15 protein-coding genes are annotated in these 15,088 nt (G+C 47.3%); 9 read left to right on the forward strand and 6 right to left on the reverse strand.

Translation table 11 applies throughout. The annotated features are described in order from the left end of the window. The first annotated feature begins 28 nt into the window (after positions 1–28). From F941_RS11860 to F941_RS11875, 4 genes are all read left to right on the forward strand, one after another. Positions 29–772 (forward strand): amino acid ABC transporter permease, encoded by a 744-nt coding sequence (locus F941_RS11860; protein WP_005011567.1) that lies wholly within the window; start codon positions 29–31, stop codon positions 770–772. Further along, positions 772–1,455, forward strand: coding sequence for an ABC transporter permease subunit (locus F941_RS11865; protein ID WP_005011568.1), 684 nt, complete (start codon positions 772–774; stop codon positions 1,453–1,455). The genes F941_RS11860 and F941_RS11865 overlap by 1 nt, the downstream gene beginning before the upstream one ends. A gap of 14 nt (positions 1,456–1,469) precedes the next feature. Further along, positions 1,470–2,195 (forward strand): amino acid ABC transporter ATP-binding protein, encoded by a 726-nt coding sequence (locus tag F941_RS11870; RefSeq protein ID WP_171065529.1) that lies wholly within the window; start codon positions 1,470–1,472, stop codon positions 2,193–2,195. A 702-nt stretch (positions 2,196–2,897) separates the two neighbouring features. Further along, the gene (locus tag F941_RS11875; RefSeq protein WP_005011574.1) at positions 2,898–4,085 is read left to right on the forward strand and encodes an ammonium transporter; all 1,188 of its coding nucleotides are present in this window, start codon (positions 2,898–2,900) and stop codon (positions 4,083–4,085) included. A gap of 82 nt (positions 4,086–4,167) precedes the next feature. On the opposite strand, the gene F941_RS11880 is transcribed toward F941_RS11875, so the two are convergent. After that, the gene (locus F941_RS11880; protein ID WP_005011576.1) at positions 4,168–4,863 is read right to left on the reverse strand and encodes an HAD family hydrolase; all 696 of its coding nucleotides are present in this window, start codon (positions 4,861–4,863) and stop codon (positions 4,168–4,170) included. Between the two features lie 179 nt (positions 4,864–5,042). On the opposite strand from F941_RS11880, the gene F941_RS11885 reads away from it, so the two are divergent. Further along, positions 5,043–5,771: a phosphatase PAP2 family protein gene (locus F941_RS11885; RefSeq protein WP_005011577.1), complete on the forward strand. Its 729-nt coding sequence runs from the start codon at positions 5,043–5,045 to the stop codon at positions 5,769–5,771. Between the two features lie 11 nt (positions 5,772–5,782). On the opposite strand, the gene F941_RS11890 is transcribed toward F941_RS11885, so the two are convergent. The 5 genes from F941_RS11890 to F941_RS11910 all read right to left on the reverse strand — a co-directional run bounded on the left by F941_RS11890 (position 5,783) and on the right by F941_RS11910 (position 11,755). After that, the gene (locus tag F941_RS11890) at positions 5,783–7,102 is read right to left on the reverse strand and encodes an ATP-binding protein (RefSeq protein WP_005011579.1); all 1,320 of its coding nucleotides are present in this window, start codon (positions 7,100–7,102) and stop codon (positions 5,783–5,785) included. 21 nt (positions 7,103–7,123) lie between these two features. Beyond that, on the reverse strand, positions 7,124–7,798 hold the full coding sequence (locus F941_RS11895) for a response regulator transcription factor (protein ID WP_005011581.1): 675 nt from the start codon (positions 7,796–7,798) through the stop codon (positions 7,124–7,126). Positions 7,799–7,813: 15 nt separating this feature from the next. Next, positions 7,814–9,478, reverse strand: coding sequence for a phosphoethanolamine transferase (locus F941_RS11900; protein WP_005011583.1), 1,665 nt, complete (start codon positions 9,476–9,478; stop codon positions 7,814–7,816). A 173-nt stretch (positions 9,479–9,651) separates the two neighbouring features. After that, a complete protein-coding gene (locus F941_RS11905; protein ID WP_005011587.1) occupies positions 9,652–10,422 on the reverse strand; it encodes a sulfite exporter TauE/SafE family protein in 771 nt (256 codons plus the stop codon). A gap of 37 nt (positions 10,423–10,459) precedes the next feature. After that, on the reverse strand, positions 10,460–11,755 hold the full coding sequence (locus tag F941_RS11910) for an MFS transporter (RefSeq protein WP_026253461.1): 1,296 nt from the start codon (positions 11,753–11,755) through the stop codon (positions 10,460–10,462). 167 nt (positions 11,756–11,922) lie between these two features. On the opposite strand from F941_RS11910, the gene F941_RS11915 reads away from it, so the two are divergent. From F941_RS11915 to F941_RS11930, 4 genes are all read left to right on the forward strand, one after another. After that, positions 11,923–12,549 carry a 1-acyl-sn-glycerol-3-phosphate acyltransferase gene (locus F941_RS11915; RefSeq protein ID WP_018573097.1) on the forward strand — a complete coding sequence of 209 codons (627 nt, stop codon included), beginning with the start codon at positions 11,923–11,925 and terminating at the stop codon, positions 12,547–12,549. Between the two features lie 65 nt (positions 12,550–12,614). Beyond that, positions 12,615–13,538: a patatin-like phospholipase family protein gene (locus F941_RS11920; RefSeq protein ID WP_005011594.1), complete on the forward strand. Its 924-nt coding sequence runs from the start codon at positions 12,615–12,617 to the stop codon at positions 13,536–13,538. A 93-nt stretch (positions 13,539–13,631) separates the two neighbouring features. After that, positions 13,632–14,111, forward strand: coding sequence for an NfeD family protein (locus tag F941_RS11925; RefSeq protein WP_005011596.1), 480 nt, complete (start codon positions 13,632–13,634; stop codon positions 14,109–14,111). A gap of 4 nt (positions 14,112–14,115) precedes the next feature. Beyond that, positions 14,116–14,970, forward strand: a complete 855-nt coding sequence (locus tag F941_RS11930; RefSeq protein ID WP_005011598.1) for an SPFH domain-containing protein — start codon at positions 14,116–14,118, stop codon at positions 14,968–14,970. The last annotated feature ends 118 nt before the right edge of the window (positions 14,971–15,088 follow it).

Raw genomic sequence — 15,088 nt, forward strand, 5'->3', positions numbered from 1 at the left:
TTTGGCTTAAGCTAAAAAGGGAGTTTCTATGAATTATAGCTGGAATTGGGGTGTGCTCTTCCAATCCACAGGTGTGGGAGATTCCACATATCTGGAGTGGATTTTAATTGGCCTGGGCTGGCTGTTTGTGATTGCGCTGGTCGCATGGAGCATTGCCATGGTGCTCGGCAGCATTTTAGGCATCATGCGGACTTTGCCCAGCCCGGTTGCCCGCGGCATCGGTACGGCCTACGTAACCATTTTCCGAAATGTGCCGCTGTTGATTCAACTCTTTATCTGGTTTTATGTGGTGCCTAATTTCCTGCCGGCTGGAATTAAAAACTGGTGGATGAATGATTTAGGCGCCAACACCACGGCGTTAATCTCGGCCAGTGTCGGCTTAGGCTTATTCACCGCCGCCCGCGTTTGTGAACAGGTGCGTACGGGCATTGAAGCTTTGCCTGTCGGGCAAACCAATGCGGGCTATGCGATGGGTTTTTCCACAGCTCAGCTGTACCGCCACATTATTTTGCCACAGTCTTTCCGCACCATTTTGCCGCCGCTCAGTTCTGAACTGACCAACTGTGTAAAAAATACCTCGGTCGCCTCTTTGGTTGGGGTCGCAGAAATTATTGCGCAAATGAAAACTATCAGTGAGTACACGCAAAACACCATCGAAATTTACACCTATGTCACCATTATTTTCATGGTCATTAATGTTTGCCTGATTGGCTTTATGACCTATCTGGAAAAACGCCTGCGTGTTCCTGGCCTAATTGCAGGAGATAAATAATGGATTGGCTGACTTCATTTATTCAAGATTTGCAGCAGTCTGGCCCTGCTCTGTGGCATGGTTTAAGCATCACGCTCAAAGTGGTGATCAGCGCAACGATCGGCGGGGTCTTTATTGGCACGCTGCTCGCATTGATGCGTTTGTCTTCCATTAAAGCGCTGAATTGGTTTGCCAAAGGCTATGTCAATTTATTCCGCTCCATTCCACTGCTTTTGGTCTTAATGTGGTTTTATTTTGCGGTGCCTTTTATCTATACCGGAATTACAGGCAATTACCTCACCATCGACACGGCGCTGGTATCCAGCATTGTGGCCTTTATGCTGTTTGAAGCGGCCTATTTTTCTGAAATTGTCCGTGCCGGCATTCAGTCCATCCCTAAAGGGCAAACTTCAGCGGCTTATGCGCTGGGCATGAGCTACAGTCAAGCCATGCGCTTGATCATTCTGCCTCAGGCATTCCGCAAAATGACGCCTTTGCTGCTGCAGCAAACCATCATTCTATTTCAGGATTCCACCATGGTTTACGCCATTGGACTTTTGGACTTTTTCCGCACCAACTACGTGCGCGGCGACTTAATGTCCCTGCTTACTCAATATATTTTATTCGCTGGTTTGGTGTATTTCACCATCAGCATGATCGCAACGTATGCAGTTAAAAAATTGCAGCGGAGGTTAAGTGTATGACAGATCAAAAAGTAATGATTGACCTCCAAAATGTCAGCAAATGGTATAAAGACTTTCAGGTATTGACTGACTGCACTACGCAGATTTGCCAAGGCGAAGTGGTTGTCGTTTGCGGGCCTTCAGGTTCTGGAAAATCGACCCTCATTAAAACAGTGAATGGTTTAGAGCCTTTTCAGTCCGGCACCATTTTGGTAGATGGCATTTCCATTAATGATCCGAAAACAGATTTAAATAAGCTGCGCAGCCGTGTCGGCATGGTGTTCCAGCATTTTGAGCTATTCCCGCATTTATCCATTACTGAAAACCTGACCATTGCGCAAGTTAAAGTTTTAGGCCGTTCGGAAGAAGACGCCAAGAAAAAAGGCTTGGCCTATTTAGATCGTGTCGGCCTCAGCGCGCAGGCCGCTAAATTCCCTGCACAGCTGTCTGGCGGACAGCAGCAGCGTGTTGCCATTGCCCGGGCGCTCAGCATGGATCCGATCGCCATGCTGTTTGATGAACCGACCTCGGCCCTAGACCCTGAAATGATTAATGAAGTGCTGGATGTAATGGTGCAGCTGGCCAAAGAAGGCATGACCATGATGTGCGTCACGCATGAAATGGGCTTTGCCCGGCAAGTTGCCAACCGCATTATTTTTATGGATCAGGGCAAAATTGTCGAAGACTGCACCAAAGATGAGTTCTTTAATACTCAGCGCGGTGAACGGGCGCAGCAGTTCCTTAACAAAATTTTGCATTGATTCAGCACCATCAAAAGCAGATCTGCGGATCTGCTTTTTTTTTATCCATCATTAGACCTCAGCATGTTGCAAGCCAAATCTCCCCGTGTATTCACCCGTACAGCATGCAATCCTAAAAGAGCATTGCTGCCATCACAGCACATTTTCACTGAAGGCTAAAATAAGATTGCTTTGATTCATATGCCTGCTCCAGTGCCGCCGCTGATGCATTGCAGAGTTTTCATAAGGGATAGTTTTCACGTGCAAATACGGCTTATTGGAGTGACAGGCTTTTTTTAATTTTTAATCATTGCGCCCAATGCGCTTAAAATTCACATCATAAAAAATAGATGTTAACGGCCTTGAGCTAAAATTGGTTTATCTCGGTGCATTAAGCGCGGACTACTCTGAATAATTTTGCATTTTGTTTATGCAGCGGACATTCGTTAAATTGGGGACAATGATGCACCTTTGCAAAACACTGAAATAAAATCCACTATTTAATAAATATAAATATATGAAATAAAATAAATTTATAGAAATTAATTAACATAAAAAACGCACTAATATAGTGCAACATCTAAGTATTTGCTTTATATCGAGTCTTGCATATTTTTAATCTAAATTAATCAAAATTTCCCTTAATCAATCCTCTTTTCGAAATCGCCTGCATCGATATACTGGGTTTCTTTTGTGACACTACGCACTAAATTAGGACTCACAATGCAAAATATTGACTTACTTTTTCTCCTCCTTGGTGCAGTTTTAGTGCTTGCAATGCATGCTGGATTCGCGTTTCTTGAACTCGGCACTGTACGCCATAAAAACCAAGTGAATGCGCTCAGTAAAATTTTAACGGACTTCTCCCTTTCCGCCATTGCCTATTTTTTTATTGGCTATTATATCTCCTACGGTCAGCATTTTTTCCATGCAGGCGCAGCCCTGGCTGCCGATCACGGCTACAATTTAATGCGCTGCTTCTTTTTACTGACCTTTGCCGCAGCCATCCCCGCCATCATTTCAGGCGGCATTGCGGAACGCGCCAAAATGCGCTCTCAGGCGCTGGCCACTTTACTGCTGGTGGCCTTGGTTTATCCATTTTTTGAAGGCATGATCTGGAACAGCAACTTTGGCTTCCAAAGCTGGCTGCAGCATACTTTTGGCGCCAGTTTCCATGACTTTGCAGGTTCCGTCGTGGTGCATGCCATGGGCGGATGGATTGCGCTGGCGGCGGTGCTTTTGCTTGGCCCGCGCTATGGGCGCTATAAAAAAGATGGCCGCATCAGCGCTCACCCGCCCTCTTCTATTCCATTTCTGGCCCTCGGTTCATGGATTTTAATCGTCGGCTGGTTTGGCTTTAACGTCATGAGCGCACAGCGTCTAGATGCCATTTCAGGGCTGGTGGCCATTAATTCACTGATGGCCATGGTGGGCGGCACGATTTCAGCAAACTTCATGGGCAAAAATGACCCCGGCTTTTTGCATAATGGCCCACTGGCAGGCCTCGTCGCGATTTGCGCAGGCTCAGATATTGTTCATCCTGTAGGCGCATTAATCATTGGCGCGGCGGCAGGCATTATTTTTGTCAAACTGTTCACATATACCCAAAATAAGCTGAAAATTGATGATGTTCTGGGAGTCTGGCCATTGCATGGCGTATGCGGCGCATTCGGCGGCATTGCTGTGGGAATTTTCGGTCAGCAATGGCTAGGCGGCCTCGGCGGCGTTTCTTTGCTTTCACAAATTCTTGGCACCGCTCTGGCGATTGCTATTGCGCTTGCAGGCGGCTTTACGATATACGGCCTTCTAAAAGTCACCATGGGGATCCGCCTCAGCCAAGAAGAAGAATTCCGCGGCGCAGACCTCTCTATCCACCGCATCAGCGCCAACTCAGAAGATGCTATGTTCTAAGTAAAGGAATCCTGTCCGGCAATTTAAGCAAAGCGGCCAAATTCAACCGCTTTGCTTAAATTGCCTGCCTTTTGATTGCAGCCTAGCCTAAAAATGTCCAGATCTGATCCAGCTGCTGTATGCGGTTAGAAACCATCAGCTGATCTGTATCTGCCGGATGAAAACCTTCCAGCAGAATGGCCTGCATGCCTGCACCTAAGGCCCCCTGCACATCATTCACGGGATGATCGCCAATAAACAGGCAGCGCTCTGGCGCTATGCCCAACTTCGCGCTGGCCTGCAGAAAAATTTCAGGTTTCGGTTTACTGATCCCCGCCAATTCAGAACTGACAATTTCATCAAAATAATGCGTAAAGCCTAAACCCTGCAAAATATTCAGCCGTGTAGCATGGCCGCCATTTGAAATGACGGCCAATTTATAGCGTTTTTGCTTTAAATTTTGCAGTAAAAACTCTGCACCCGGCATTGCAACCGCATGCCGTCCAAAGTGTTCAAACCAGAACGCGCTCAATTCCTTCAAATCCGGCACGGTTTTCCAGTGCAGTTCCTGCAATAAGGCATAGGCAACCGATGCGCCAATGCTGGGATGCGTTAACTCTTCTTTTTTAGGATAGCCGCCATTGTCTATGCGGTTAATAATGCGCTGAATTTTAGGCAAATCCATCTCCAGCAGCTGTGCTGCATAGCGCTGCGCAAGAAACTGGCTATAAGCGCCGATACTCTGCCCGCGGTGAGTCAAGGTATTGTCCAAATCAAACAGTACGGCTTGTATGCTCATAAGGATTCATTCGCTATCGGCATGTTTTGACTTACTTTAGCATGGCTGGCTTTCGCGCCTTTGCCGCATGTCTGATAAGCATATTACAAAGCTGAAAATAGCTTTCCATGCTGCCATTTTAAGCGCAATTTAAGCTGACTTTGCTGCAATGAAGCATCCTTAAAATTCATACACGTTACATGACTGATCAACAGCGTTTTACTTTTATTCAAGCCAGCCTGCTGCTCTGCTGCAGCGCCGTGCTTTGGGTGTTTTTTCCTGTGGGCGGCGCGCTGGACTTAAGCCTGATTGAACCCTGGATGAGTGAAGCCGGTGAATTCCCGCTGCGCTATGATTGGGCCTTGGCCGTATTGAATCACAGCTGGGTCAAAAATGTGCTGATTGCCGCCTATGTGGTGATTCTTCTGCAATGGCTGGCCTCCTTTAAATTTGCCCCCTTAAAGCCTCGACGATTTGAATTAGGCTATTTCTTTTGGGTGGCTATGCTGTGCACGGCTGTCGTTGGCATTTTAAAGTCTCAGTCTGCGCATGCCTGCCCTTGGTCGATGACCGCTGCTTTGCCGCACGGATTTCTTTGGGTGCTTAAAAATGAAAACGGACACTGCTTTCCTGGCGGGCACGCTTCTACTGGCTTTGCTTTTATGACAGGATATTTTGTCTATCGACTCTCCAATCCCAAACGCGCCTATTTCTTTTTATTTTCTGGATTTATTTTAGGCTTTGCCATGGGCTGGGCGCAAATGATGCGCGGCGCGCATTTCCTCAGCCACAATCTATGGACGGCATGGGTGGTATGGCTGGTCAATGTCCTTATTTACGGCATTTTCTATAAGCGCATTGCGCTGCAGGCGCAGCCGGTCAGCCGTCTGAGCAGCGGCGGCGCTGAGCCGCATACGCCTCTGCCCTAACCCTTTAAATATTAGGCTTTGGGCAGCTGCACATTGACTTGCAAACCGCCCAAACTGGCGCTGCTGCCAAAACTTAAACGGCCATTCAAGCGCTCTACGGCTTTATCGACAATAGACAGCCCCAGCCCGCTGCCCACTTCCTGATGGTGATGCACGCGGTAAAACCGCTTTAAAATTTGCGCATGCAGGGCGGGATCAATCCCCGGCCCGCTGTCCTCTATCTGCAGGATAGCCATGCCATCTTGCTGAAAGACAGAAACATTAATCACGCCATGCTCCGGTGTATATTTAATGGCGTTATCTATTAAATTATAGATCACTGAATGCACCGCCGTTTCTTGCAGATTGACCATGAGCGCTTCATTGCGCTCCATGCCCAGATCAATATCTTTCTGCATAGCCAAATGCATCAGAGCTTCAACGCAATGCACCGCGGTTTCATTTAAATAAAATGGATGCTTGTTTTCCAGTTCAGGCAAAGACGCATCCTGTTTTGCCAAACTCAGCAGCTGCGCAACCAAATGCTGCATGCGGATTAAGCCTAAAGCTAAATTATTTAATGCTTTATGTTCTGGAAATTCCTGCAGCAGCACTTTAACTTGCAATGTTAAAGCTGTGATTGGCGTACGCAGCTCATGCGCGGCATCGGCAATAAATTGGCGCTGTTCCTGCTGCGCCAATGAGATGCGCTCAAACAGAGCGTTCATTTCGTCAATGGTGGGCGCAATTTCAATAGGATAATGCTGCGATTGAATCGGGTTCAGTGCTTTGGAATCGCGCTGCGTCAACTCAGCTTTAAAGTCATCCAGCGGCTGTAAAATCCGGCTGATCATCCAGCCTAATCCCCAAAGCATAAACGGCATAAACAGTAAATAGGGAATAAACATGCTGCCCGCCAGCTCAATCGCCAGATTTTGACGCACAGACTGCTGCTGGCTGACCTGAACCTGATAGTCTTTTAAAGGCAGGACATATGTGCGCCATGTGCCATGGGATGTTTTATGAGTATAAAAGCCTGCTTTACGGATAGGCTGAATCAACAAGTTGAATTCATGATACTGATGCGACTGCTGCGAATAAGGCCATACATCCACAAACAAATCTTCTTCATGATAATGCTTTTCAGGATCAAACTGACTCTGCATCAATTCTGGCGAATGCGCAGCAACCCGCTCTGCCAAATTTTTCATCTGCGCATCTAAAATTTCTTTGGTCTCTTCCAGTGAAATTTTGTACGCAGACACCATCAGCAGGCAGCCTAGAACCACACTGAAAAATGAAGTGTACAGAATCAGCTTCCGCTTTAACGAATTGCCTGTCAGCAGCGCCATATTTTGAAAGATCCTAAAGGTTTAAAGCTGCCCCAGACGGTAACCCAAGCCACGAATTGTCCGGATGAAATCTTTACCCAGCTTATTGCGCAAATGATGCACATAGACTTCGATAGTATTGCTGCTGATTTCACTGTCGAAGTCATAAAGCTTATCTTCCAAATTGGTTTTGGAAAAGATTTTATTCGGATGCGTAACCAAGGGAATCAGGATTGCCCACTCCCGATTCGAGAGATCAATATATTCGCCTTTAAATTTGGCCAAATGCTGTTCAATATCCAAGATCAAATCGCCATAGCTTAAAATTGACTGGCTGTTTTGCAGCTGTACTTTTCCGCTGCGGCGCAGCAAGGCATGCAGGCGCGCCAGCAATTCATCAAATTCGTATGGCTTGATCAGATAATCGTCGGCCCCTTGATTCAGGCCATCCACCCGCTGCTGCAGCTGGTCGCGCGCCGAGATGATCAATACAGGCAGTGCCGGATGGATTTGCCGGATCTGCTTCAGCACCTGCATGCCATCCATCATTGGCAAGCCTAAATCCAGCAGCACAGCATCAACCTGCTCCTGCTGGATCTTTTTAAGACCATCGATGCCGTTATTCACCCAAATCACCTCAAAACCCTGATATTGCAGCAGGGTTTGAGTCGATTCAGCAATCATAAAGTCATCTTCAATGATTAGTATCTTGCTCATCAGTTCAGTACTCTCTTAAGCAGCCGGTGCGCAGTGTTGCAGCATGTTATTTTTTTCATCAATGACGTTGCTTTGCACGTCCAGCAGGCTCAGCAAGCTCGAAAATAAATTGTCTTGGCTTAATTCTTTGCTTTTTTGCGCGCTGAGGCAAGCAATTTGCTGTGCATTTTTCGTTTTCCAGTCTACCGAAAACCACATCAGCATCGGCACATGCGTTTGCTGCTCAGGGGCAATGGCATACGGCGCGCCATGCAGATACATGCCATGTTCACCGGTTGATTCTCCATGGTCTGACAAATACCAGAATCCTGTTTGGTATTTTTGGCTGCCCTGCAATGTGCCGATAATTTTGCTCAGCACATAGTCCGTATACACAATGGAGTTGTCATATGTATTGATTAAAGCCTCCTGCGTGCAGCCCTGAATGGCATTGGTGTCGCAAGTCGGCTTAAATGGCTGGTGCTCCGCGGTGGTGCGGGCATAATACGCCGGGCCATGGCTGCCCATCTGGTGCAGCACAATCAGGCGCGGCGTCAAGTCATTCGCCGGAATGGCATCAAGATACTGCTTTAAACCGTCTGCCAGAATTTCGTCTTGGCATTCCCCTTGGGTGCCGCTGCACCATTTTTTCTTTAATTCAGGGCTGAACTGCACTTGCTCAATGCGGTTGCATGTCCCTTTACAGCCTGAGTTATTGTCCAGCCAAGCCACTTTATAGCCTGCACGCTTAGCAATATCCAAGAGCCCCTCACGGTGGCTGGCCAGCTGCTCATCATAGTCTTTGCGCGGCATGCCAGAGAACATGCATGGTACAGAGACTGCAGTTGCAGTGCCGCAAGAGCTGACTTGGCTGAAGTTAATGATGTCTAATTTAGAGAGCTGCGGATTGGTATTTTTCGCATAGCCATTTAAGGAAAAGCTTTCAGCCCGCGCTGTTTCACCGACAACCAGCACCATCAGCTTAGGCTTGCCGCCATGCGATGCAGGCACATTGCGGTGCGCATCTGTGCCGTAAGCAACCAAAGGCAGGTTTTCTTTTGGCGCCTGATGACGGTAATATGACACGCCCGATGCAATGGCATTTTGCGGTGACAGCATGCCTTTCAAATCCCGGTGCTCACGAAAAATGGCTGCGTAATCAACATAAAAGACGAACAGCAGCCCGCCAATAACTGCAAATGACGCAGCAATGCTGAGCGCTTTTTTCAGCAGCACCTTTGATATTTGCTCTTTTTGAATTTTGATTTGCGAAAAAACAGCGATCGGCAAAATCACCATCAGCACAGTCCAAAACAGCAGATGGACCGAAGCTAAATCTTTTAGCTCATTGGGATCTGTTTGCACCGCATTTTGAATTTGATCAGGAGAAATGACCACGCCTAGACTCGCCACAAAATATGCGCTGAAGCCGCCAATAAAAACCCAAATGAAAGCCAGAATCTTGGCATTCCAGCGCCATTGCAGCAGCTGAAGGAGCGCATTATACAGTGCAATAACCACCGCAACCGTAGCCGCGATAAAGAGCTGCGCCTTGATCCCTTGATAGGGCGTGAGCGCTTGAATTTTTTGATAAAAAACCACATTGAGCGCCAAGCCAAGCCACAGCGCTACAAAAAAATTAAACCAGCCTAAAGAGATTGGCGGAATTTTGTTCTTCAAATTCGTTAACTGTGTCAGCATCTAAATTCATCATGGGCTTTCATGGATGCTGTTAAGGTAAATGTTCAAACTTAAAACTGGCTTAATTGTTTTTCAGGCCAGCCTTTGACGCGCGCATGCACCGATGGAATGCTTTTCTTTCACTCTTTCCAATTGAACGCCGATATCAGGCCTGCATGCTTCCATCGGCAGATTTAGCCTGCAAAAATTTCCAGCCCCATTCGGCCAATTAAGAACAGCAGCAGAATAAAGAAAAATATTCGGATAAAACCGCTGCCGTAACGCAGCGCCAAAAAGGTACCGCAGATAGAACCGGCAATATTGCATAGCGCCACCATGCCGCCGATCATCCAAAGTACATGCCCAGAAGGAATAAAGAACAAGAGAGATGCGCTGAATGTGCCTAAATTGACCAGTTTGGCCGATGCAGAAGCATTCAAAAAATCAAATCCGAATACTTTTACAAACAAGAAAAGCAGAAAACTGCCGCTGCCGGGGCCAAATACACCGTCATAAAAACCAATCAGCGCGCCAAAGCCAATGCCCAGCATAATTTGTTTTTTCCCGCACTGAATTTGCGTGTGCAGCTTGCCCAGATCCTTTTTTATAAAGGTGTAAACAGCCATCACAATCAGCAGAAAAAACACTGCATATTGCATCAAAGCCTTTGGAATATAAGCCACAGACATTGCGCCAAAAAATGCAAAGACAAAGGCCGCCAGCATAGTCTGCAGCAGCAGCGCCCAAACAATTTTTATCCTCTGCATATAGCTGAAGAATGATGAAAAGGTTCCGGCTAAAACCGCCAGTTTATTGGTGCCGAACACTGTCGCAAGGCTGTATTGAGGCAAGGCATGCATCAATGCCGGCAATTGAACCAGCCCTCCGCCGCCCACGGCGGCATCAATCAATCCGCCGCAAAATGCAAAAAAGCCTAACGCGATAAAGACCGGTTCAATATCCATATTGAAATATGCGCAAAATATACTCAGCTATCTTTGGCTATTCTGCCGGCTCTGTCAATTCACGCGTTTTAAAAATACAGCGTCCCCAGCGATAAATCGGAATTAAGCACACCGCAGCAATCAGCGTAATAATAATCAAATAATTGCTATACCCCAAAGCATCCGCCGCAATACCGCTTAAGCTGTACAGCACGCCGCTGACGGTCGCCAGCAGCGACACATGAAAGGTAAAATCTGTAGCGGCCAAATGCCTGCGGCTGTATTGCATGACCACCGTCAGCATCACCACCAAAAGCATGGCAGACACCGTATCTTCCAATGCATTAATGGCATAAATGACCCGCGGCGGCACCGATTGCTGGGTATCATATTGCCAGGCCAGCCATGCATAAGCCGCTAAACTGCATACTTTAAGCATGGAAAAAATCAGCAGCGCCTGAAAACGCGAGCAATACTTTAAAGCAATGCCTGCCAAACCGGCGCCTGCAAGCGCAGCAGCGGCCCCCAGCATGCTGACATAAACGCCTATTTGGCTGAAACTCAGCCCCATATCCACCATCAGCGGCTTTAAAATAGGCCCCGCCAAACCGTCAGCCACCTTGAAAGTGATCAGTACCCACAGCCATCGCCTCAGCTCAGCGCTTTCAACGAAATAGCCCAGATAATGCCGGATCTCCGCCCACTTTTGTTGCAGCGGCGCCGGCTGTTGAGCATTCATTAAAGCGGACACATCATGCGCAATTGCACTCGTGCGCGGCGCTTCCTCATATATCAAAACAGGCCAAGTATTGATCAGCACCAAGCCAGCCAAAATTAAAAATGTAGGCTGCCACTGCAGCCAGTCCAAGGCCCATAAAATCGCCCCGCCGCCAACAATGAAGCCAAGGCGGGATCCCACCACCTGAAACGTATTGCCCCAATGCTGCTGTTCGCCTTTCAAGATATTGACAGCCAGGCCGTCTGTCGCAACATCCTGTGTTGCTCCAATCAAATTCATGCTCAGCAAAACTGCAAAAAAAACCAGCAGATACAGCGGCTGATTTAAGGCCTGAATGGGTAAAAAAGACAGTCCGATGAGCACAAATACTGTCAACAGCTGCGCTGGAATAATCCATGACCGGTAATGGCCCTGCTTCGCGCTGCCGATGCGGTCGACCCAAGGCGCCCAGAAAATCTTGATTGACCACGGCAGCATCAGCAGGCCAAAACCGCCAATATGCGCCAAAGACACCCCCTGCGCTCTTAAAACCACTGGCAGCGCATGCGTCATAAAGCCGACAGGCAAACCCTGCGCCCAATACAGTGAAAACAGCAGCAGATAGACATTGCGCATTTGAAGCATGAAATTTCCTTGCGGTTTTGGAAAGCATCGGCAGAGACTGCTTCGGCACGTGACACCGCTGATCAGGGCCATTGGTCAGACTGCACAATCTTGCCAATGCAGTCCCAAGATCAACAGCCTATGATAATGTAAATAAATGGATATCAATGATAAAAACAATGACCCAGTATTTTCCAGCATTGCCAGACCAAGTGCCTGCACGCGGTTCTGCATTAACCAAACGGATCTTTAGGCAAATTTTTTTGGCTCAAGGCTGGAGCTTTGAAGGCGAATTTCCCAATTTGCCTAAAGCGGTCGCCATTATTTCACCGCATACCTCCAATATAGATGCATGGCATGGCTTTACCGCCCTGCTCGGACTCGGCATTCAAATCACGATCTTTGGCAAGCACACCTTGTTTAATACGCCTTTAAAGCCGCTGCTGGAATGGATTGGCGTAATTCCGGTCAACCGTGCCAGTCAGCAGGGCCTGACCAAACAGATTGCCGAAATTATTCACGCAAAAGACCGGATTTGGGTAGGCATGGCGCCTGAAGGCACCCGTAAAAAAGCCGATAAAATCAAAAGCGGCTTTTATTATATTGCCTATGAGGCCCGCATTCCGATTGTGATGTTCTCCTTTGATTATGAAAATAAAACAATTCATTGCTTAGGCGTTTTTGAGCCGACAGGCCATTTTGAACAGGATTTAGAGCAGATTCTGCAGCGCTACGAAGGCAAGTTTTCCCCTAAAAATCCAGATTGGCTGGCCAAGCCGTTACAAAAGCAATGGAAAAAACACTAGCTATATCTGCATTTTTTTGCTGAGATGTGCGCCTATTTGAACAGAACTTAATCAGTTTTAATTTTATGAGATTATTGCATTACTCTTTGATTGGGCTGCTGGGCCTTAGCCTTGCAGGCTGTGACAAAGTTGTGAACACCCCCGTCAAAACCACGCCGATTAAAGCCCGTGAACCCGTGATCGCCATTGCGCTGGGCGGCGGCGGCGCCAAAGGCTTTGCCCATATCGGCGTTTTAAAAGTTTTAGAATCGCACGGCATTAAGCCGAAAATCGTCACTGGCACCAGCGCCGGCAGTTTCGTCGGCAGCCTGTACGCCAGCGGCAAAACACCGTATCAGATGCAGCAAATTGCTCTTGGCTTCAAAGAATCCGATATCCGTGACCTGACCTTAAACCGCCAAGGGGTAATTTTGGGTCAAAAGCTGCAAGACTATGTCAATAAAAACGTCGGCCATAAGCCAATCGAAAAATTTCCAATCCGTTTTGCCGCTGTAGCCACCCGCTTAGACAACGGTCGTAAGGCAGATTTTATGAAAGGCAATGCAGGACAAGCCGTGCGCGCCTCCTGCAGCATTCCCAACGTCTTTGTCCCTGCCACGATAGGCGGTTTAAAATATGTTGATGGCGGCTTGGTCAGCCCTATTCCTGTCAAAACGGCAAAAGATATGGGCGCTGACATCGTGATTGCCGTCGATATTTCTGCCCGTCCAGACGGAAGCAAGGCGCTGAATATGCTTGGCGTGCTGGATCAAACCCTGAATATTATGGGCCAGCAAAGCATTAATGAAGAATTGGACCGCGCGAATATTGTGATTCAGCCCAAAGTCGGCCACATTGGCACACTGGATTTAAAAGCCAGCAATGAAACCATTTTAGAAGGCGAAAAAGCCGCTCAGCTGAAAATCCGATCCATCCAAAAAGCCATTGCAGATTTTAAGGCGTCTCCAGCAGCGCTCAAGCCTGCGCCGGCTTCTAAATTTAAAATTTAGTATTCTTTTAAATATTCAAAAACTTATTCATCTGCTACATTGATATAGATGCTTGGTCATCTATATCAATTACGGCAATACACGGGCAGATGTATGGAATTTGTTTTAGAACCTTGGCACTGGTTTGTTTTAGGCGTTTTGCTGATTCTGTCAGAACTGCTGCTGCCTGCATTTGCGGCGCTGTGGTTTGGCATTGGCGCCATCATGGTTGGCGTTTTATATTTTCTTTTTCCAATGATGGGCACCACCACCCAGTTTGTGACCTGGATCATTCTGTCTGTGCTATGCACCATCGCATGGTTTAAATTCATTAAACCCTTATCGACAGACAGAACCAAAGCCGGTTTGTCCCGCGAAGCCACGATTGGCCAAGTCGGCATGGTGATTCAAACCAATTTAGAGCATGAGCAAATCAAGGTGCGCTTTCCAATGCCGGTCTTGGGTTCAGATGAATGGAACTGCCGCAGCTTATCCGCAGTTCAAGTGGGTGACCGGGTCCGAGTCGTCGACATTTTAGGCAATGACCTCGTTGTGCAATTGCACAATCAAACTGACAACGAAAAAAGTGAGTAAATAAATGAGCGCAGCTACGATTGTTGTATTTGCCCTGCTGGCCTTTGTTGCCGTCACCATTTTTAAAGGTGTGCGCATTGTGCCGCAAGGCTATAAATGGATTGTTCAACGTTTAGGCAAATATCACACCACCCTCAGTCCAGGCTTGAACTTTGTCATTCCTTATGTCGATGAAGTCTCTTACAAAGTCACCACCAAAGACATTGTGCTGGATATTCCGTCTCAGGAAGTCATCACCCGCGACAATGCTGTTTTATTGATGAATGCTGTGGCCTACATCAACCTGACCACGCCTGAAAAAGCAGTGTACGGGATCGAAAACTACACATGGGCAATTCAGAACCTCGTGCAGACAGCCTTGCGTTCCATTGTCGGTGAAATGGATTTAGATGATGCGCTTTCATCACGCGATCATATCAAAGCCCGATTGAAAGCCAGTATTTCCGATGATATTTCGGACTGGGGAATTACGTTAAAAACCGTAGAAATTCAAGATATTAAACCATCAAGCACTATGCAGTCCGCAATGGAAGAACAGGCAGCGGCTGAACGTCAGCGCCGCGCCACGGTCACCAAAGCGGATGGTGAAAAACAGGCCGCCATTTTAGAAGCAGACGGCCGTTTGGAAGCATCACGCCGCGATGCGGAAGCGCAAGTGGTCTTGGCGGAAGCCTCGCAAAAAGCCATTGAAATGGTGACCTCGGCAGTAGGCGACAAAGAAATTCCTGTCGCTTACCTTCTAGGCGAGCAGTATGTGAAAGCCATGCAGGATATGTCGAAATCCAATAATGCTAAAACAGTGGTTTTACCTGCAGACATTATGAATACCATTCGCGGCGTGATGGGCCGAAATAACTAATTCATCATGCTTTTCAAAACAATAGACAGCTTTTTTGCTGTCTATTTTTATTTAAGCTGATAAAAAGCCAGCAAAATTTGTTTATTTATGGTTAAATTTCGCGTTAATTTTTGAAATC

Source organism: Acinetobacter bouvetii DSM 14964 = CIP 107468 (assembly GCF_000368865.1).
GTDB lineage: Bacteria > Pseudomonadota > Gammaproteobacteria > Pseudomonadales > Moraxellaceae > Acinetobacter > Acinetobacter bouvetii.